This window comes from Chroococcidiopsis sp. SAG 2025 (genome assembly GCF_032860985.1).
In the GTDB taxonomy this organism is placed as follows: domain Bacteria; phylum Cyanobacteriota; class Cyanobacteriia; order Cyanobacteriales; family Chroococcidiopsidaceae; genus Chroococcidiopsis.
Genome location: NZ_JAOCNC010000002.1, coordinates 339,590 through 358,302, shown reverse-complemented (window position 1 = coordinate 358,302; position 18,713 = coordinate 339,590). Strand labels below are relative to the sequence as shown.

Annotated in this window: 20 protein-coding genes; 16 read left to right on the top strand and 4 right to left on the bottom strand. The window is 45.4% G+C overall.

Translation table 11 applies throughout. The features are described from left to right. Positions 1-336 precede the first annotated feature (336 nt). Positions 337-1,281: a DUF3365 domain-containing protein gene (locus N4J56_RS34585; RefSeq protein WP_317111253.1), complete on the top strand. Its 945-nt coding sequence runs from the start codon at positions 337-339 to the stop codon at positions 1,279-1,281. A 4-nt stretch (positions 1,282-1,285) separates the two neighbouring features. Here the strand turns inward: N4J56_RS34585 and N4J56_RS34580 are convergent, their stop codons facing one another. Then, entirely contained in the window at positions 1,286-2,833 is a 1,548-nt protein-coding gene (locus tag N4J56_RS34580; RefSeq protein ID WP_317111252.1) for a serine/threonine-protein kinase, read from the bottom strand. Positions 2,834-3,003: 170 nt separating this feature from the next. Here N4J56_RS34580 and N4J56_RS34575 point away from each other — a divergent pair, with 170 nt between their 5' ends. From N4J56_RS34575 to N4J56_RS34565, 3 genes are all read left to right on the top strand, one after another. Next, the gene (locus tag N4J56_RS34575; protein ID WP_317111251.1) at positions 3,004-3,501 is read left to right on the top strand and encodes a DUF29 domain-containing protein; all 498 of its coding nucleotides are present in this window, start codon (positions 3,004-3,006) and stop codon (positions 3,499-3,501) included. A 140-nt stretch (positions 3,502-3,641) separates the two neighbouring features. Then, positions 3,642-3,854, top strand: a complete 213-nt coding sequence (locus tag N4J56_RS34570; RefSeq protein WP_317111250.1) for a type II toxin-antitoxin system HicB family antitoxin — start codon at positions 3,642-3,644, stop codon at positions 3,852-3,854. Beyond that, on the top strand, positions 3,851-4,075 hold the full coding sequence (locus N4J56_RS34565; protein ID WP_317111248.1) for a type II toxin-antitoxin system HicA family toxin: 225 nt from the start codon (positions 3,851-3,853) through the stop codon (positions 4,073-4,075). The genes N4J56_RS34570 and N4J56_RS34565 overlap by 4 nt, the downstream gene beginning before the upstream one ends. Before the next feature lie 125 nt (positions 4,076-4,200). Here N4J56_RS34565 and N4J56_RS34560 read toward each other — a convergent pair whose 3' ends face one another. Next, positions 4,201-5,589 carry a DUF4157 domain-containing protein gene (locus N4J56_RS34560; protein WP_317111247.1) on the bottom strand — a complete coding sequence of 463 codons (1,389 nt, stop codon included), beginning with the start codon at positions 5,587-5,589 and terminating at the stop codon, positions 4,201-4,203. 194 nt (positions 5,590-5,783) lie between these two features. Between N4J56_RS34560 and N4J56_RS34555 the strand changes: the two genes are divergently transcribed. From N4J56_RS34555 to N4J56_RS34520, 9 genes are all read left to right on the top strand, one after another. After that, entirely contained in the window at positions 5,784-6,623 is an 840-nt protein-coding gene (locus N4J56_RS34555) for a Pvc16 family protein (protein ID WP_317111245.1), read from the top strand. 69 nt (positions 6,624-6,692) lie between these two features. Beyond that, entirely contained in the window at positions 6,693-8,357 is a 1,665-nt protein-coding gene (locus N4J56_RS34550; RefSeq protein WP_317111243.1) for a phage tail sheath family protein, read from the top strand. Positions 8,358-8,399: 42 nt separating this feature from the next. Next, positions 8,400-8,855, top strand: a complete 456-nt coding sequence (locus N4J56_RS34545; protein WP_317111242.1) for a phage tail protein — start codon at positions 8,400-8,402, stop codon at positions 8,853-8,855. 118 nt (positions 8,856-8,973) lie between these two features. Next, the gene (locus tag N4J56_RS34540; RefSeq protein WP_317111240.1) at positions 8,974-9,456 is read left to right on the top strand and encodes a phage tail protein; all 483 of its coding nucleotides are present in this window, start codon (positions 8,974-8,976) and stop codon (positions 9,454-9,456) included. 8 nt (positions 9,457-9,464) lie between these two features. After that, positions 9,465-9,800 carry a hypothetical protein gene (locus tag N4J56_RS34535; protein WP_317111238.1) on the top strand — a complete coding sequence of 112 codons (336 nt, stop codon included), beginning with the start codon at positions 9,465-9,467 and terminating at the stop codon, positions 9,798-9,800. A 34-nt stretch (positions 9,801-9,834) separates the two neighbouring features. After that, positions 9,835-10,215 (top strand): hypothetical protein, encoded by a 381-nt coding sequence (locus N4J56_RS34530; protein ID WP_317111236.1) that lies wholly within the window; start codon positions 9,835-9,837, stop codon positions 10,213-10,215. Continuing rightward, the gene (locus tag N4J56_RS41550; protein ID WP_410500734.1) at positions 10,179-10,367 is read left to right on the top strand and encodes a DUF6760 family protein; all 189 of its coding nucleotides are present in this window, start codon (positions 10,179-10,181) and stop codon (positions 10,365-10,367) included. Before N4J56_RS34530 ends, N4J56_RS41550 begins: the two co-directional genes overlap by 37 nt. Positions 10,368-10,401: 34 nt before the next feature. Beyond that, on the top strand, positions 10,402-11,679 hold the full coding sequence (locus tag N4J56_RS34525; protein WP_317111234.1) for a DUF4255 domain-containing protein: 1,278 nt from the start codon (positions 10,402-10,404) through the stop codon (positions 11,677-11,679). Next, positions 11,676-13,670, top strand: coding sequence for an ATP-binding protein (locus N4J56_RS34520; protein WP_317111233.1), 1,995 nt, complete (start codon positions 11,676-11,678; stop codon positions 13,668-13,670). The genes N4J56_RS34525 and N4J56_RS34520 overlap by 4 nt, the downstream gene beginning before the upstream one ends. A 309-nt stretch (positions 13,671-13,979) precedes the next feature. Here N4J56_RS34520 and N4J56_RS34515 read toward each other — a convergent pair whose 3' ends face one another. Further along, positions 13,980-14,129, bottom strand: coding sequence for a hypothetical protein (locus N4J56_RS34515; RefSeq protein WP_317106469.1), 150 nt, complete (start codon positions 14,127-14,129; stop codon positions 13,980-13,982). Positions 14,130-14,175: 46 nt separating this feature from the next. Continuing rightward, complete coding sequence (locus tag N4J56_RS34510; RefSeq protein ID WP_317106468.1) at positions 14,176-14,649, bottom strand: transposase; 474 nt, start codon at positions 14,647-14,649, stop codon at positions 14,176-14,178. A gap of 497 nt (positions 14,650-15,146) precedes the next feature. Here N4J56_RS34510 and N4J56_RS34505 point away from each other — a divergent pair, with 497 nt between their 5' ends. From N4J56_RS34505 to N4J56_RS34495, 3 genes are all read left to right on the top strand, one after another. Beyond that, positions 15,147-15,857, top strand: coding sequence for a hypothetical protein (locus tag N4J56_RS34505; protein ID WP_317111232.1), 711 nt, complete (start codon positions 15,147-15,149; stop codon positions 15,855-15,857). Positions 15,858-15,888: 31 nt separating this feature from the next. After that, positions 15,889-16,986 (top strand): hypothetical protein, encoded by a 1,098-nt coding sequence (locus tag N4J56_RS34500; RefSeq protein WP_317111231.1) that lies wholly within the window; start codon positions 15,889-15,891, stop codon positions 16,984-16,986. Between the two features lie 234 nt (positions 16,987-17,220). Further along, positions 17,221-18,690 carry a monooxygenase gene (locus tag N4J56_RS34495; RefSeq protein WP_317111230.1) on the top strand — a complete coding sequence of 490 codons (1,470 nt, stop codon included), beginning with the start codon at positions 17,221-17,223 and terminating at the stop codon, positions 18,688-18,690. The last annotated feature ends 23 nt before the right edge of the window (positions 18,691-18,713 follow it).

Sequence of the window (18,713 nt, the reverse complement as noted above, 5' to 3'; positions counted from 1 at the left end):
GATGCATAGCTCTTGTAGATCCCCCAACCCCCTTAAAAAGGGGGCTTTAAGTTCTCTGCTTAAAAAAGGGGTTTTAAGTTTTCTCCTTGTTAAGGGCGCTTTAAATTCCCCCCTTATTAAGGGGAGGACACAAACGAAGGTCGCAGAGCGAACCGCCTCCGGCATCGCGGGTTTCCCGACTTGAGGAGCGAGTGCGTTGCGGAGGTGTCCTCCGTTAAAGCAACTCGCGTTAAAGTGTCCGTGGGCTAGGGGGGATCGAATCTTAACTGAGATCTGCTGCATCAAATCCTTTTGCACTACATACCAAAATAATTTTCTATAACTGATTCAAAACTTATGTTAGAAAATCGTTATATAGCTCATAAATTGAGATTTTTGCAAAATCTTAAACTTGCCAGCAAATTCAATCTAATTTTGTTATTTGTTTTTCTGGTCGCTATTTTAATTAGCGGTACTAGTCTATCAAACTTACTACAACAAAGAGCGCAGCAAGAAGTAACAACTAAAGCAGATGTACTTTTACAAACAATGAGTGCCGTTAGGAGCTACACCAACGAAAACATAACTCCTCTCTTAACACCTCAACTAGAAACTAGCCAAGAGTTTATTCCAGAAACAGTAGCAGCTTATTCTGCGATCGAGGTTTTTGATAAGTTCCGCAAGAACGACAACTACCGAGACTATGTTTATAGGGAAGCTGCTTTAAATCCAACGAATTTACGCGATCGCGCCGATCGATTTGAAACCCATCTGATCGAGCAATTTACTAAAGAGCCAGCTAATACACAAAAATCGGGCTTTCGTACCTTTCCAGGCGGAGAATTCTTTTATATTGCTCGACGTTTTACAATTACAGATGCTAGCTGTCTGCGCTGCCATTCAACACCAGATAAAGCGCCTAAAAGCCAGATAGCAATTTATGGTAGCGAAAATGGTTTTGACTGGGAATTAAATAAAACTGTATTTGCCCAGGTGATTTATGTTCCAGCAAATAGAGTGTTTGCATCTGCTCGGCAGTTTTGGCAGTTCACTATGATTATGCTGTTCGCTATCTCTGTTGTTGTGATGATTGCGATTAATCTGTTGTTGAAGCGCACTATTATCAAGCCAATTGCACAAATTTCTAAAGTGGCTCAGGCAGTTAGCACTGGCAAGACAAATGCTGATTTTGAACAACGCTCTAATGATGAAATTGGCATCTTAGCAGCATCTTTTAATAGAATGAAATCTAGTCTGGAAATAGCTAAGACGATGCTGGAGCGCAGAAAACACAATAGTTAAAATTTTAACCCGTCAATTGTTGGGAAAACTCTTTTGCTTGTTTGGAATTAGGAATTCTTTCTGCTAAAATATTTACAAGTTCAGATGGAGAAATTTGCGGATAAGTCTCCATGACTTCTTGAATTAACGAGCTGGCAATAGGACCAATAATCTCAGCTAAAGATTCTTCACATTGTTGTAAAAAATCAGCATCAATTACTTGATGTCCCGTTCTAGTTTGAGTCGCAGATTTTTGTAGCAATCCTCTTGCCTGTTTTTCAAACTCTATTTGTTGTGCCGGAGAAAGATAGAAGAACAAATTCTCGACTAATTCTTTAGTGCTAGAGGCTTGCGCTGCTACTTCTTCTATCAAGGTGGAAGCAATAGGTCCGATAATTTCTGTAATAATTTCTAGCAACGAGTCTTGTCCTAAAGACAGAATAGTGTCGGTAACTCCTGGTGCTACTGGTTTTATCGATCGTTCGATGGTGCGCTCGCTCATCTGTCGATTAACGGTTGAATTGTTAATATTCGTTGGCTTGGTAACTATAGATGGGAGAGGAGTTAGCGGGCGTATGGTGGTTTTGTCCTCATTGTCATGTTGAGTTATTGGGGGCAATGCCTCAGCTTCTACAGTAGTAGCAACTTGTAAAGCTATCTTCAGATCGTTTACTGAGGTAAAGCGATCGCTGGGGTCTTTGTTTAAACAGCGCAATACTACTGCTTCTAATACAGGCGATAAATTCGATAAACTGGGTTGCGATCGCAGTGGTTTTACTGGCTTAGTTGTATGAGCTAAAGCCCAAGACATTTGATTAATACTGCGCGTATTTAGACCCAAACCGAACGGATCTGTACCGCTGAGCATTTCGTAGAGAATGATACCCAAGCTGTAAATATCTGCTCGTCCATCAATATCTTTTTCTACTTCTATCTGTTCTGGAGCGGCATAGTGAAACGTGCCAAGAAACATATTGGTGAGTTGAGTATATTCAACCCGATCTTCGCGAATTTTAGCAATGCCAAAGTCTAAAATTTTTACCAATTCTCCTAGCGATGTGGGAACCAGAAAAATATTATCTGGCTTCAAATCGCGGTGAACCACCTGAATATGTTCTTTAATGGTGGCTTTTTCCCGCCATAAAGTTACCCCTTCATGGGCTAGAGCCAGCCCGTCACAGACTTGAGTGATAATATTTACGGTGCGTTCTACCGATAGCTGTCGTTGTTGGCGCAGAAGTTGTCCGAGACTTTGCCCGCGCAAATATTCCATCACATAAAAGGGAAATCCTTCAGCAGTTACGCCATAGTCGCTGACTTCAACAATATGGTCGCTTTTGAGCGCCGCAGACACTGCTACCTCACGCTCAAATCGCTTTTTTAGGTCTGGGGATTTGACTAATGTATCCTTCAGCAGCTTCAAAGCTACGTGCTTACCGAGTAAGGTATCCATTGCCAAGAAAACATCTCCCATGCCGCCCGCCCCCAAGCGCCGGTCTAAGCGGTATCGTTGGCGATCGCCAATACTGCGACCAATCCAAGCATCGGACTGATTTACAAAAGGGTCTGACATACTTAAGGATTTGATGATTAGCGATCCTTCCCTAAAGTGTAACGTCACTACCTCTAGATCGAATTTGGTGAATTTCTGTAACGTAACTTACTGGGTACAGGCGATCGCTCAGCCAACATAGGCTAACTGTTACTAAAATTGGGAAAATATAGCCAGGTTTTAACCCCACGATGCCAACACCAGACACAGGACAAACAGCGGGAAACCTGATGCAAAACCTCTACGAAACTGACTTCTACGCTTGGACTCAAGAACAGGTTAACCTGCTTCGTCATCATCAATGGAGCCAGCTTGACCTACCTAATTTAATTGAGGAAATTGAATCTTTGGGAAGACAGCAACGCGCCGAATTGCGAAATCGCTTGAGTGTCTTAATTGGGCATTTGCTGAAATGGGAATATCAATCCGATCGACGAAGCCGTAGTTGGTTGAATACGATTCGCATACAGCGGATAGAGACGTTGGAACTACTTGAAGAAAATCCCAGTCTCAAGCCGTATCTGCAAGAAGCTCTCCAGAAAGCTTTTACCAAAGCGATCGCACTGGCTTCTGGAGAAACAAATCTACCCATTAAAACTTTTCCACAAGACTGCCTTTACACGCTGGAAGACATTTTGAGCGATCGCTTTTATCCAGGCGAACCTGCAACGGACGATTTGATGAGCTGAAATGCGATCGCATTTTAGGTAAACGATCGCACGCTTGTAATTGTGAGAGAATAGTTTAGGATTTACGTAACTGGTTATCTCATACTCATTTTGTAACGATTGCGTAAGTTACATGAAATAAAAAACAAAGGCAGTCGATCGTGAAGCGAGAATTCAGTGTAATTATCGAGCGGGATACAGATGGCTATTTTGTCGCTTCAGTTCCTCAGCTTGTTGGGTGTCATACGCAAGCTAAGTCTTTAGATGAGTTGATGGAACGTATTCAAGAAGCGATCGCACTGTGTTTGGAATTTGAGCAAGAACAGGACTCACTAGATTTTGTGGGTATCCAACGAGTTGCAGTTGAACTATGAGCCAACTGCCAAGCGTGACAGGACGCGAAGTCATAGTAGCTCTTGGTAAGATAGGTTTTGAAGTTGCTAGAATACGCGGAAGTCATCATATTTTGATACATAGTGATGGACGTAGAACGGTGGTTCCAGTACATTCTGGAGAAACAATTGGTCGGGGTTTATTGGCACAAATACTGCGCGATTGTCAAATAAGTCGTGACGAATTTAGCTCCTTGTTATGAGATATAACGGTACATTACAGTAATGTAGCGATCGCTTCTATCCAGGCGAACCTGCAACGGATGATTTGATGAGCTGAAGTGCGATCCCGCTACCGCTAACGCGCCCTACAAGAGCGGCGATCGCACTATACGACGTTGTAAGGTATTTTTCTCATACCTTTCAATGCCGAGGCTGCGATTCGATGGCGTCCTTGAACTAGTCTTAGACCATTCTCTCCTTGTGTTACCTCAATTGGGTAAATTGTTCGCTTCTCCGCTATCTCTTTCGCTATGCTTTGAACCTTTGTATCATCGAAGGTTTGCCCTTTTTCTCTATTGAGATCGGAAGCTAGCTTTGATGCTTCCATTATGGGCAAGAAGCTTCCTGTATGTTTTTCCTCTTGATAGTAGTATGTTAATCCACCGTTATTTGAAACTCCCTCTCTCTCATCGGGGTTTCCCTGATACTGAGCAACATCGGCTTTTTCTATACAGTCGTAATCATTAAACCAACCCAGTCCATGTTCGTAGTAAATCAATGAATCTGTTCCCTCAATTTGGTATTCGTTGTGTCTTGCGCCTAATGGTTTTACCAACTTAAGTAAAGGATAATCGGGATCGATGAACTTGTTTCCTTCGTTCGTAGACATAGGCCTCCGCTGGATTGAAACACTATTAGGTCGCAGAGCGATCGCTGGTGATGGGCTTAAACCATTACCGTCAGATGGCGATCGCTGCACCGCCCCACCATTTTGCTGCACCACATGGGTCAACTCATGGGCAATCAACTCCTGTCCTCCCCGACTGCCAGGATTATATTCACCCTGTCGAAAGAACACATCTTGCCCTGTGGTGAATGCACGAGCTTGTATTGATTGATTTAACTGGTGAGAGCGAGTATCTGTGTGAATCTTTACTCCATTAAAACTAACCCCAAATGCCTGCTCCATCGGTTGTTTGATCCCCTCTGCAAGCGGCTGTCCGCTACCCCGTGCCTGTTGGATGGATGTTTCGAGATCTTGAGGGGCAGTCATCCCTGCACCACTAGACTTCATTTGGAGTTCTTCTGACATGGTTTGGCGCTGAATACTGCCGATTTCTGGCTTCATCTGAAGCTCATCTTCTTCTGGTAATGCTTCGCGTTGGGTAGTTGGTGCATGAATTTGGTTTACAACCTGCGCGGCTACCCGATCCGCCTCTTGTTCGTACTTATCCCCTGGTTGCCCGATGGTGAGTTTTGCCTGTATCGGTGGCTTAGTATTTCTTTCGGGCGGAGTAGCTGAGACATCGCCAGAAGAAGAGTTCGAGATATTTTGATGGGTGCGATCGCCAACATCTAGCTTTCGCTGCGTGTCGTCAGCCATCTTTGCCTGTAAAAAAGTCAGTCTTTCCTGTCCTTGGGGCGTAATCGTGCCATACTTGGCTTGAATTTTCAGGACTGTTGCCTCACGGTTATGCTGTTGAATTGCTTGCGTTTCGGTATCTTGCTGAGCATGAGGTGAGGGCGAGTGACGTTGAGTCAAGACAGGAGCCATTGCAGACTCTTGTGGTTGGGAACTTCTTTCGGAGGATTTTTGTACTCTTTGGCGAACCATATCAAAGCAATAAGCTAGCAACACTTCTATTGTCTCTCTCAATGCTAGTGCGATCGATTAGACATAAGTCTAATTACATTTATTGAGTTGTGCCGCTAAATTTAAAAACATCGAAACTAATCGTAGGCATATTCATGCTGACTTTGATTCTTCAGACGTTGGCAGAACTTCTAGCTGGGGGGACGACACTCACTAGTACAGAGCAAATTGACTTTAGCCATCCTGCCAGTCTCACAGACCAAAATAGAGGCTCCTTGCTGAATGTTTATCTATATGACATTCGCGAAAGCAGGCAGATGCAGCAATCTGGTAGGCAGCGCCATTCTACCGGAGAGCGGCAAGGATCGGCAACCGTCAGCCCTTCACCTACTTGGTTTGACATCTCCATCATCATTACGGCGATCGATCGCACCGCTTTAGGAGAGTATCATCTGCTGAGCGAGGCTTTGTCTTTTTTACTCCGACACAATTCGCTGCGAGAAGAGTTTCTCCCGCCCGAATTACGGGGCTATGGTAATTTAACCATGAATGTTTCTCTTAACCCAGCCATTGAAATAGGAGGGTTATGGAGTGCGCTTTCGGTTCCCCTGCGTCCGGCGATTCATCTCACGCTGACAGTGCCAATTGAGCCGCGCAAAATATCGGTTCCTGTGGTTTGGGAACGAGTTTTTGGGATGCAACATTCGTGGCAAGAAATGACTGACGATAAGAGTGTTAAAACCAAGCGTGTCGCCATCGTCGGCACGATCAAAAGTAGCGTTACAATGCAGCCGATCGCTGAGGTAGAAGTGATGCTACTGGAATCTGAAAAAGTAGCAACCAGCGACCCAGAAGGACTGTTCTTTTTTGAAAACTTGAGCTTTGGTAACTACGTGCTGCGCTTAAGTTGCCAGGGCTACCAGTCGCAAAACTGTAACGTACTAGTGGATAGTCCAACTTACACTTTTAAAGAAATTGTACTAACCCCTGTTTAATACTCCCTATTTAATGCCCTCGTTGCGACTAAGCAAAGTTTATTCAACAAAACTTGAGGTAACGCTTTTATGGCTAGACTTGATTATTTTGCTCCTGGCGTGTATGTCGAGGAGATTGATCGCGGTAGTCGCCCAATTGAAGGAGTCAGTACTGCGATCGCGGGATTTGTTGGTTTTACCGAGGATGTGCGTGACGGCGCAGAGCTATTCAAGCCCATGCTCGTCACCACTTGGACGCAATACCTAAATTACTTTGCTAGTCCCAGTTCCGATGGATTCACCGACTTCAACGCCTATATGCCCTTTGCTGTCTATGGCTACTTTATGAACGGTGGCGGGCGTTGCTGGGTTACGAGTATTGGCACTCAACTACCTGGAACACCACAACCAACCCAACAGCAAGTAGCTAGCGTGCGGATTCCTAGACGTGGAAATCGTCCCAGCTTAAACCTGACACTCCGTGCAGAGCAGGTAGCTGGCGGCGCGATCCAGATTGTCATTGGTGATAGCGCACCCCGCCCCCTCCCTGAAGGAACCGAAAGCGAACCACCGCCAAATACAGGAGAATACTTTTCCCTGCAACTGCGACGCGGTGATGAAGTGCTGGAACAGTACGACCACTTGACCATGAATCCAGACCCACCAGAGCAGGTAGCGACGTATGTAGTGAACGCGCTGCGTTCTTCGATGTATGTGGCGATCGCCGACCAAGCTCAACCAGGACAGCCCTTAACTCGCCGCCCTGTCAACGGTCAATTTGACTTATCGCTGCCATTAGTAGTACCGTCGCTAGACGGGTTCTCTCGCGATGTGGAAGGGGTACGGGACGATCGCACTGGCGTGCGCGGTATCTTTGAGATCGATGAGATTACGATGCTAGCTTGTCCAGATTTAATGCGTGCCTATGAAGCCCAAATTATGAACCTGGATCAAGTTCACGGTATCATGGAACTGATGGTCAGCATGTGCGAAGGGTCTACCAGTGGTGATATTCCCAATCCTCCTAACCGCATGGTATTGTTCGATCCGCCCCCCGATCGCGTCAAACCTCAACAGGTGGTGGAGTGGTTGCAGGCATTCAACCGCCGTTCTATGTTTGCCGCCTTGTACTATCCCTGGATTAAAGTTCCCAACCCGCGAAATGGTGGTCGTCCCATTGCGATCCCCCCTTGCGGTCACATGATGGGTGTTTGGGGACGTACTGATGAAACGAGGGGAGTTTACAAAGCTCCTGCCAATGAAGTCCCTAAAGGAGTCATTGGTTTAGTATACAATACCAATTTTCGTGAACAAGAACTACTTAACCCCTTGGGGATCAACTGCATCCGCAATTTCCCCGATCGCGGTATTCGGATCTGGGGCGCTCGCACACTTGTCGAACCTGACAAGACAGAATGGCGTTATATCAGCGTCCGGCGGTTGATTAGCTATATTGAAAAATCCATTGAACTAGGTACTCAATGGGCAGTTTTTGAGCCGAACGACGAAGATTTATGGGCAAGGGTGCGCCGTACAGTTAGCAATTTCTTAGAGCGCATTTGGCGAGAAGGAGCATTGTTTGGTGCTACACCCGAACAAGCATTTTTTGTCAAGTGCGATGCCGAAAATAACCCACCAGAAACAATGATTTTGGGACGTTTGTACATTGACGTTGGGGTTTGCCCCGTGCGCCCAGCCGAGTTTGTCATCTTTCGCATCAGCCAGTGGAACGGTCCCGAAGGCGAACAGGAATAATTTTGCCAATAATTTAGATTACTGATTTTCAGGTGAGTCAATATGCCAGGAGAATTTTTAACCGCCTGTAAGTTTTACTTTGAAGCAGACGGAATCACAGAAAAGGTAATCAAAGAGATCAGCGGCTTGGGAGTTGAATCAACCCCAGCTCAAGAAGTACATGGATCGACTAAACAAGGCAAGGTAACGCGCCAAGCGACTCCTACTGTAGCTCAATTCACCAACGTGACAATTCAAGTCATTGCTACAAGTGATAAAGACCTTTACGATTGGTACGAAAAATGTAACAAGAATATGGGAGAAGCAAGCCAGTGGACGAGTAACCGGAAAGCAGGTTCAGTGACAGCTTACGACCAGGCAGGTAGTCCGCAAGCTCGTTGGGAAATTGTTAACTGTTACCCCTGTAAGTACACGGGCCCGACACTCACAGCTTCGGGGGGAGACATGGCGAATGAGACAATCGAACTGGTACATGAAGGGATTAAGCGAGTCCAGTAACGCGATCGCTACACCCTAACATTTTCAGAGCATTTTGTTTTTTAATTGCCATAAAAATAAAGACGTTGCCTACAACGTCTCCAACATTTAAAACCTAAAATTCAACTAGTTTCTGCCCATGCCAAACCAAGCTGAAATTCTCACAGCCCATAAGTTTTATCTAGAGTTACGTTTAAATGGCTTCAAAGAACAAGTCGATGCGATTTTTTTAGAGTGTCAGGGATTTCAACGCACTCAAGATGTCATTGAAATTTGTGAAGTGACTCCGAATAAATGGGGTAAAGCTAGTAAGGGTGAAGTTGTCAGGACAAAACTTCCTGGCAATGTCAAGAGTGGTAATTTAACGCTGCGGCGTGGCATGAGCAATTCTATTACCTTTTGGAACTGGTTTCAATTAGTTCAAGATGGTAATTGGTCAAAGCAGCGAAAAGATGCTTCTTTAACAATTTACGACCAAGCAGGAAAACCGCAAGCGAGATTTAACCTAATTGCCGCTTGGCCTACTAGTTATAAACTTGCTGATGTCAATGCTCGGAGTACAGAGATTGAAATCGAGGAGATAGAAGTTGCGTTTGAAGGATTTAAGCGTATTCAGACTTAAGGAGTTTTATGTTTCAAACTGAGTTTGAGTTTACTCTACCAAAAGGGTATGCAGATGGTGAAGGCAATCTGCACCGTAAAGGAGTGATGCGGCTAGCAACTGCAATTGATGAAATTGCTCCCTTGCGAGATCCCCGTGTCAAGAGTAATCCTGCTTATTCTACTATCATAATTTTGGCGCGTGTGATTAACTGTTTAGGAGCGATAACAGAAATCACACCTGCCGTAGTGGAAGGTTTTTTTGCTGAGGATTTGAACTATTTGCAAAACTTTTACCGTCAGATCAATGGGCTGGAAAGTGAGGCAGTGAAGTCAGATGACAGTCTAACTACTTTGGCATCCTAAGTTGCGACTTGACCCAATTAACGCGAGTTTGTCTATGTCCCGTAAAGAAACTATTTCTACAGAATATTCCTTCACGCTACCCTGTGGGCTGAGCGATGCTCAAAATCGAGTTCATCGTCAGGGAAAAATGCGTTTAGCTACTGCTATAGATGAAATTTTGGCGCAGAAACAGCAATCAGTTCAAGATAATTCTGCTTATAGCAGTTTAGTCATGCTATCGCGGGTAATTACTCGCTTAGGTAGCCTCACCTCTGTAAAGCCTAAAATGCTAGAGGGGCTGGTGTTGCGAGATATTGCTTATTTGCGAGAATTTTACAATCGGATTAATCAAAGCGGACAAGCACATATCCCCACCCAATGCCCTCACTGTAATTCTCAATTTGCCGTGGAGTTTGCTTTAGCGGGGGAGTCTTAAGCTACCCCTCAGCGCAATTATACGAGGAGGTAGCTTTTATTGCCTTTCACTTCCACTGGTCGCAAGCAGAAATTCTCAATCTCGACCACACGATCCGCAAACGTTGGGTGAATGAAATTAATCAGATTAACCAAAAGATTGCTACTACTTGATACATGAGGAATGTGACGAGTTGCTCGATCGCAAATGAGTATGAGCCATACGCTTTCTTTAGTAACCGTGACAGCAGTATTGAAAAATTTATTAGAAAATGGATTGGTCAACGACGCGATCGCTGCTAGTCTCGGTGAAGTCATTGTTACTGCCTTACCACCCGATCGCATTTCTGTAGGAACTGACGAACGCGCTCAACTCAACCTATTTCTCTATCAGGTGACGCAAAATCGCAATGCTGACTGGATAAGTCAAGAAATCGGAGGGAAGCGATCGCCAATAACTAGAGAAATACGTTCTGCAAATCCACCCCTCGCCCTTAACTTGCACTACTTATTAACAGCTTACGGAGCCAAAGATTTTCAATCTGAGCTTTTACTAGAGTATGCAATGCATCTATTGCATGAGACACCAGTTTTGACCTCTAATCTTATCGAGACGGCATTAAAAAATGCATCAGCAGTCAATACATCGAGTATCTTGTCTCAAGTGCTTTCTGCTGTATCTATTTTGGATCTAGCCGAGAAGATCGGGCAAATCAAAATTAATCCAGAATTTTTTAGTATGGAAGAAACCACCAAGCTGTGGTCTGCTTTACAAACAAATTATCGTCCGTCAGTTGCCTATTGCGTATCAATGGTAGCGATAGACAGCCGTAACTCTAGTAGACATTCCCATACAGTACCGTCATCAAGACCGATTGTAGAGGCAGTGGCAGCCCGATCGGGAGCAACTCAAGAGATTGTGGCTGGTAGTACCCTTTTGATTCGTGGAAAACAGTTGCTTGGCGACTTAACACGAGTACGATTGAGTGTTATGGAGTCACTGTTAGAACCTCAAGATGTGACGGAAACCCAGGTTAGTTTTTCACTACCATCAAATCTATATGCTGGTATACATGGTGTCCAGGTTGTACATCTCAAGCTAAAAGCAGCAGGTATGCAACACGGTAAAATTGAATCCAACATCGTGCCTTTCGTCTTGCATCCAACTATTACTGCTTCAGAGACTCGTGTTCGAGAGAGTGGTGGCAGTAGTAAATTATATTCAGGAGAAATCTCGATTCAGTGCAACCCTAAAGTAGGAAAAGCGCAAAGGGTAACTTTAATACTTTATGTGGTTTCCAGTTATGGAGCAGAGTCTTACTCTTTCTCAGTCGCCTCACGTCATGAAGAGACTAATTTGTTAGTAGTTCCTGTCAATAATGTTAAGGCAGGAACTTATTTAGTACAGCTCCAAGTGGATGGGACTCAAAGCTTCCTCCCAAACGATTTATCTGGGCAGTACGATCCGCTACAGGTGACTATATGAGCGATCGCTGGTATGAAGCAAACCAACGGTATTTATCTGCATCTGTAGCTTTGATTAGACAGACTCTAGAACAGTATGCTGTGAGTTTGCCTAATCCCGATCGGTTAAGTAACAATGACAAATCCGAGCCAGCTTTACAAAAAGCTGCTGAGGCTATGCCAGCTCCATCGGCATTGGAAAGAATTTGTCAAATTTTCGATCTCTCAGATTTTGAGCGCGATGTACTTCTCTTATGTGCGGCATTGGAATTGAGCAATGACTTTACTAATGTATGTAGTGCAGCTCAACCAGAGGGGCAAAAACCCTACCCTACGTTAGGATTAGCTCTAGCAGCTTTACCAAACCCGCATTGGGATGCGATCGCCCCATACGCGCCTTTGCGTTTTTGGCGTTTAATTGAAATAGGAGAGGGTCATGCATTGACTCTCTGTCCGCTACGAATTGATGAAAGAATTTTGCACTATTTACTCGGAATACAATATCTTGACGAACGGTTGACTGCGATCGTTGAGCCTTTGCTAGCTGGTAACGTTCTAGTGCCTTCACATCAAACTGTAGTAGAGAGAGTAGCAACCGTTTTGTCGCACGCTATAACCTTAGAAGAATTGCCGGTTATTCAATTTTATGGTAAAGATTTTGCCAATAAACGCGATATTGCAGTCGCAGCGTGTAAGATGTTGGGTTTGCAGCTAAATGTAATGTCGGCACAGGCGATCGCAGTGACACCAAATGAATTAAATAATTTTATTCGCTTGTGGAATCGAGAGATTCTTTTAAGTAGGAATGCCTTACTGATAAATTGCAATGAATTAGATCCAAATGACGTGTCCCGTGTGAAGGCGATCGCGCATTTAATTGAGCGTTTGCACGGTGTCTTAATTATTACTAGTCGAGAAAAAATGACTGTAAAACAACGCCCAGCAGTTAGCTTTGAGATTCACAAACCAACCTCAGACGAGCAAGGTACGTTATGGCGAGAGACACTGGGCGATCTAATTCCCCAGTTAAACGGTGAGGTCGATACTTTGGTAAAACAGTTCAACTTGAGTACTGTCAGCATTCAAGCCGCTCGTGCGGAAGTTGTAGGACACTTGAGCCAAAAACAGGAAAACGAGATTGATCGCATTTTATGGGACGTGTGCCGCATACAAGCACGCCCGCGTTTAGATGAACTCGCTCAGAGAATTGAATCAGTAGCCGGTTGGGAAGACTTAGTGCTACCACCGTTGCAGAAACAGATCCTGCATGAAATAGCAGCTCATGTACGTCAACGAATCACTGTATATGGCTCGTGGGGATTTGGTGGTAAGAGTGCGCGGGGATTGGGTATTAGCGCCCTTTTTGCAGGTGCTAGCGGTACGGGTAAAACCCTAGCAGCTGAAGTTCTGGCAAATGAATTGCATCTCGACCTGTATCGGATTGACTTGTCTTCGGTTATTAGCAAGTATATTGGCGAAACAGAAAAGAATCTTCGGCAAGTCTTTGATGCAGCAGAGGAAAGCGGGGTGATTTTATTATTTGATGAAGCTGATGCTTTATTTGGCAAGCGCAGTGAAGTCAAAGACAGCCACGATCGCTATGCCAATATTGAAGTTAGCTACCTATTGCAACGCATGGAATCATACCCTGGCTTGGCAATTTTGACAACTAATCTGAAGAGTTTGATAGATACAGCATTTTTACGTCGTATTCGCTTTGTGCTTCAGTTTCCCTTTCCAGACGCGATCCAACGAGCCGAAATTTGGCGGCGAGTTTTCCCTGCAAGTACTCCCACCGAAGGGATAGATCCGATGAAGCTAGCAAAGTTGAATGTTGCAGGGGGCAACATCTACAATATTGCTCTCAATGCAGCTTTTCTCGCTGCTGAAGCTGGAGAATCGGTGCAGATGAAACACTTATTACGTGCAGCCCAAGCTGAGTATGCCAAATTGGAGAAACCTTTGACTGATGCAGAAGTGGGTAGTTGGACTCAGCAATCGAATTACAGCTAGAGGACCAGATGGAATTGATTGCTGTCATTCAGGGAGTGATGCCATCAGCTTTGAGTTTGGATGGGGTTTATTTTACATATTTAACTCAAGCTTGAAGCACAAAGATAACAAAAACTAGAGTGGTTCACAAATAATGAAAAAATCACTTTTTTAAAATAATTAGAGTGAATTTTTTGAGCGGTGAGAGTGTGAGTTGTGAATTGGGCAGTATTGTAGATGTAATGTATGTTCTTTGGTATTGAGTCGATTTTTGATGGATTCTTCGCAACAGTTAAAGCAGTTACTCAGCGCTGACATACCTAGCTTAACTCAGATCTTGCAGCATTCTCGATAAGCAAGAATGGGTAAAGGTTTGAGGATAATTTCAAAATCGAATTGTGCAGCAATGTCAGCATTGACTCGGATGAACCGCAGCAATTGTAACCACAGAACCGAGGGAAACAGTACAGTTAATGCCAAATCACTGGCAGCTTTCCAATCCAGGACAGGAGGTAGTGACCATTGGTCAATCCAATGCGCCAATAGATAGGCAATTAGCGCTCTTGATGAGCCAGCGATAGACACCAAGTTTCGTAGTTTGCCCAAAGCGATGCAGCCCAAAACGATGTTTGCTCGTTTTGAAAAAGCCCTCAATGCAAGAGCGCTTACGTCCTAGCCGCACCAGATAAATGCCAGAGTAAGGATGGGTAGAAACGACAAAGCGCAGTTCTCGCTTGCCTTCGGCTCGTTTGAGCCAGAACCAGGACACCGTCAGTGGCTGTGTGTCTCCCGCTAAATACACCTGTTGTCCACGGTTGGCATGGCGATACAGTTGCTTTAGATGACGACCGTCCTGCATTTTGCGATTGCAGCGCATCCCCACGACTGCTCGCCACGACTGCTTTCGCACTGCTTTGAGAAACTCTACGGTGCCAAACTCCGTATCTGCCTGTACAATGACCACCCTGCCCTGACTCAACTGGGTTGGAACCGTTGCCAACAACTTGCAGGCTAATTGTACTGGGCGCTTGATAGCCTTTGCCCCGCCAGACCCGAAAGCTCCAAGGCACTCGCCACTCACCCACCACCAGGTACAATACTACTAAATGTAATCCCCGCTTACCGTTAAGTATTCTCACCCAGGGGTCAGGTGCCTTGGGGTCATTCGTCGGCGTACTCAACTGCAAAAACTTGCCGCACTTTTCGAATGTCGTTAGATCGATCGACACTCGCAAAGGAGTGCTTGGATGAGGGGGATGAGCGGTCACTTGCTGCAACACCATTTGACGAGTCGTGCGAATCACGCTACGAGTAGACCAATTGTAGTGATTCAAAAATCGACTCAATGAAGAAGCGGATTTCACCTGGGTGTGCTGGGGTAAAGGATATCCTTGAGCTTCAAGAAACAGCCCGAACAGGGCGTTTAGACTGGCTTTCTGGTATGTGCTAGGCATTAAGCAAAGAAGGCTATAGACTAGCCCTTGGGCGTATTCGACGATGGTTTCCATAATCGTCAACTCAAATTATTCCTACGCCCTTTCTTCCAGATTTTGGCTCTTTTGGCAACCCTTTATTGAGAATGGTGCAAGATCTCAGTTAACCCGTGTAACAGTGATCCGGGTGCTGTCGCAACTGATGCAGATGAATTTAATCTCTGGCGATCGCACGCCAGGAAAGAAATCGGTGTTTTATCTAATGCCGTTTTCTGATTGGCGCATACTTGCACCACAAGAAAAGAAACAGGCGATCGCGCAGCCAAGTAAAGTCGTCCAATTCAGAGTCAGTCATACCACTCAACCAAATTCAGACAGTTGTAAAACAGGTTTACAGGTAAATCAAATTAACACCCAAGAGCAGGGCAGACAAGATAACCCTATGGGGTTATCTTGTCTGCCACCTGCCGAGAAACCAGTTAACGAAATTGACGTGTCAACCAGTAAAACAGGTAGCTTGGAGGAAAAGCTCATCCTAGCAAGAGAGCGGGGATGGCGCGATACAGGGACGTGGTGGAACGATTTGGGAATTCAGGTAGTGACGGTGAACCGTTTTGTAGTCTCAGTTGCCGAGTTCATGCAGCGATCACTCGACAGCTTTGATGTTGGGCAACAAGTTTGTGCCGAAGGTTTGAGAATGTGCCGCGAACAGATCGAAAAAATCAAACAAAGAAAGAATCAACTACTTGGCAATCGGGCATTAGCAATTGTATGAGCAGGCAATGAATTAGAGCGGAGTTTTTGCTATGGACAATCAGACCGATCGCAGCACGGATGTCGTTTGCAATTTCCGAATAGGCGATCGCGTAATAGTTGCGGTTCATCCACTGTTGGCTGGTATATCGGGTGAAATTACGGCGCTACCTTCTCCTGACGCGGGCATCGTAGCACTTGATGGTGGTACAAGAGAAAGGATATCGCTGTCGTGTTTGAAATCGGCAAATCGTTTAATGTCAAACGATGTTCCAAATGGAACATCGTTTAATGTTGAAGTATTATCGTCGGCTCCGATGACAGCAGAAGAAGCCAGAGCGACAATTGAGCAGATAAATCGGCTGTGCAATCAAATTCGCGCATTGCTTGTAGAACTAGAAACAAGAGAGGGCTACCTAGCCTTGGGTTTTAATAGCATGGCGCAACTGATGAACTCAAACTTGTTTGTCAAAGCACGCTCGACACTTCAGAAAGAGTTGCTTGCAGGCAGAATCGAAACTCAATATTTACACGTTCCAGTGGGAACGTTTAGCGAATCGCATCTACGTCCACTTTCTAAACTCAAGCCAGAGTACTACATAGAGGTGTTATCCCAGGCAACTCAGAGCGCAGGCGATCGCCCGATGACTGCTCGTGACGTAAGTGCTGCGGTGGCAACAATGCTACTAACTGATAAAAATGCAGCAAAACGCAGTATTGTGGATGTGGTCAAGGAACGCACTTATGTTCCATTGTGCGAGCGTAGCTCTTGTCGAGTTGAGGATGCAATTGTAGTGAGAGCATTCAAGAACGCAGACTTACGACCCTACGATGGTTATTGGGGGATCGTTCAATATATTGGCAACAATTGCTTTCACATATATATTAGCCTCAAAGGTGAAACGATCCAATGTCGAGAAGAAGAAGTGGAACAGATAGACATGACTGATGGCGATGGTCGCGAAGCGAACCGCCTTCGGCATCGCATTACTTTATTGTCAGTTTCATCGCGAATTAGTAACTTGTTGAAAGCCGATCTCGAAGCGGTAGATTATGCAATTTTGGAGACGATACAGCGGTCGTTGTATTTGACACCAAGGCAGTTGATGCACCTGGAACTTATGGAAAAAGATTATGGCGTGAGTCAGTGAAGGGCGATCGCACGCAACTCCCTTCTACAAACAAGCAGGGGTAGGGAATTGGGGGACGAGGAGCAATTCACGACAATCCCTTTGTTGGACTACGACTTGAATTGTGGTAAATTCTGGTAAAGAATTGTACTGATGCTGTCAACTAGTCATAGGAATAACACAATCAAAGGTTGTGGCTGTTAATACTAATGTAGAAGTAGTACCTTAGTGAAAAGTGCTTCGAGTCGAGCTTCAATGACAAAGCCAGAGCCAGTTAGTCACGTTCTCCTCGCAACACCAACTCACACGCAAAGCAGTGGGAAGCAAGCAGTAGTCATTGGTGGCAGTATTACTGGCTTGTTAGCGGTACGAGTCTTACTCGACCACTTTGAGCAGGTGACGCTTGTAGAGCGAGATCGCTTTCCCCAACAGCCGTCATCACGCCCTGGTATTCCACAAGCAAATCAAGTCCACGTTATCCTCACTCAAGGACAGCGAATTCTCGAAAGGCTGTTTCCTGGCTTGAAGGACGAGCTAACAGCAGCAGGTGCGCCTACTGTAGATTGGATCGCTGACTGGATAGTATTAGGAGCTTGGGGTTGGGGACCACGCTTTGCTTCCGGCTTTACTGGTTATACCTGTAGCCGCACCTTCCTCGAATGGGTACTTCGACAGCGGCTGACCCAAGAGCGGCGCTTGCAAATACTGGAAGGATGCCAGGCCACCCAGCTGTTAACTAACACGAATAAATCCCAGGTGACAGGAGTAAGATGCCGTTACCGGGCAGGAGTAGATCCAACTACCCCACCCCAGACACGAGATTTCGCTGCCGATTTCATCGTGGATGCAACAGGTCGTAATTCTGCCCTGCCCCAGTGGTTAGCTGCTCTAGGCTATCCTTCACCACAAGAGACGATTGTGAATTCATTTTTGGGTTATGCTAGCCGTTGGTATCAGCGACCCGAAGAACCCAGGGTAGATTGGCGAGGAGCAACAATTATGTCTAAGCCACCCGACGCAGGGCGTGGTGGCGTACTCTATCCAGTAGAAGGCAACCGTTGGGTCGTGACTCTAGGGGGTGTCGGTCGCGACTATCCACCGACTAGCGAAGCTGATTTTTTCGAATTTGCTCGCAGCCTTCGCAGTCCGATAATTTATGAAGCAATCAAAGATGCACGACCCCTCTCTGGGGTATATGCCTACCGAAGAACGGAAAACCGCTGGTATCACTACGAACAGCTATCTAGGCTACCGGAAGGAGTGGTAGTTATGGGAGATGCAGTCTGTGCTTTTAATCCAATCTACGGTCAAGGAATTACAGTCGCAGCGATGCAAGCCCTCACTCTAGACAAGTGCCTCCAGCAGCAGAATCGATATGATCGTGACTCCCGCTCTGGGCTGACGCGACGCTTTCAAAAGCAATTAGCCAAAACAATTGCGACTCCGTGGTTAATGGCAACCGGAGAAGATTTGCGCTGGTCAACCACAGTAGGAGAGCAGCCGGAGCTGATGACTCAACTGACGCAGCGATACTTCGACCGAGTACTCAGGTTAATGATAGATGCCCCTGACGTGTATCAGAAGTTTTGGGCAGTAGTCCACATGGTTGAACCGCCGACAGTACTATTCCAACCCAGTATTATGGCAAGAATATTCTTTCAGGTAGTCACGGACAAATTTTTCAGAGGAAGTGACTTTGAGAAAAACTCGATATTCAAGCAGTAGAGTATGTAGGGAGAAATTTATTT

Excerpts from the sequence above, each read along its gene's own strand:
- N4J56_RS34530 (WP_317111236.1), top strand. The coding sequence starts at position 9,835 with ATGTCCCGTAAAGAAACTATTTCTACAGAATATTCCTTCACGCTACCC.
- N4J56_RS34525 (WP_317111234.1), top strand. The coding sequence starts at position 10,402 with ATGAGTATGAGCCATACGCTTTCTTTAGTAACCGTGACAGCAGTATTG.
- N4J56_RS34520 (WP_317111233.1), top strand. The coding sequence starts at position 11,676 with ATGAGCGATCGCTGGTATGAAGCAAACCAACGGTATTTATCTGCATCT.
- N4J56_RS34495 (WP_317111230.1), top strand. The coding sequence starts at position 17,221 with ATGACAAAGCCAGAGCCAGTTAGTCACGTTCTCCTCGCAACACCAACT.
- N4J56_RS34575 (WP_317111251.1), top strand. The coding sequence starts at position 3,004 with ATGCCAACACCAGACACAGGACAAACAGCGGGAAACCTGATGCAAAAC.
- N4J56_RS34505 (WP_317111232.1), top strand. The coding sequence starts at position 15,147 with ATGGTTTCCATAATCGTCAACTCAAATTATTCCTACGCCCTTTCTTCC.
- N4J56_RS34560 (WP_317111247.1), bottom strand. The coding sequence starts at position 5,589 with ATGGCTCCTGTCTTGACTCAACGTCACTCGCCCTCACCTCATGCTCAG.
- N4J56_RS34585 (WP_317111253.1), top strand. The coding sequence starts at position 337 with ATGTTAGAAAATCGTTATATAGCTCATAAATTGAGATTTTTGCAAAAT.
- N4J56_RS34580 (WP_317111252.1), bottom strand. The coding sequence starts at position 2,833 with ATGTCAGACCCTTTTGTAAATCAGTCCGATGCTTGGATTGGTCGCAGT.
- N4J56_RS34565 (WP_317111248.1), top strand. The coding sequence starts at position 3,851 with ATGAGCCAACTGCCAAGCGTGACAGGACGCGAAGTCATAGTAGCTCTT.
- N4J56_RS34500 (WP_317111231.1), top strand. The coding sequence starts at position 15,889 with ATGGACAATCAGACCGATCGCAGCACGGATGTCGTTTGCAATTTCCGA.
- N4J56_RS34545 (WP_317111242.1), top strand. The coding sequence starts at position 8,400 with ATGCCAGGAGAATTTTTAACCGCCTGTAAGTTTTACTTTGAAGCAGAC.
- N4J56_RS34550 (WP_317111243.1), top strand. The coding sequence starts at position 6,693 with ATGGCTAGACTTGATTATTTTGCTCCTGGCGTGTATGTCGAGGAGATT.
- N4J56_RS34555 (WP_317111245.1), top strand. The coding sequence starts at position 5,784 with ATGCTGACTTTGATTCTTCAGACGTTGGCAGAACTTCTAGCTGGGGGG.
- N4J56_RS34535 (WP_317111238.1), top strand. The coding sequence starts at position 9,465 with ATGTTTCAAACTGAGTTTGAGTTTACTCTACCAAAAGGGTATGCAGAT.
- N4J56_RS34540 (WP_317111240.1), top strand. The coding sequence starts at position 8,974 with ATGCCAAACCAAGCTGAAATTCTCACAGCCCATAAGTTTTATCTAGAG.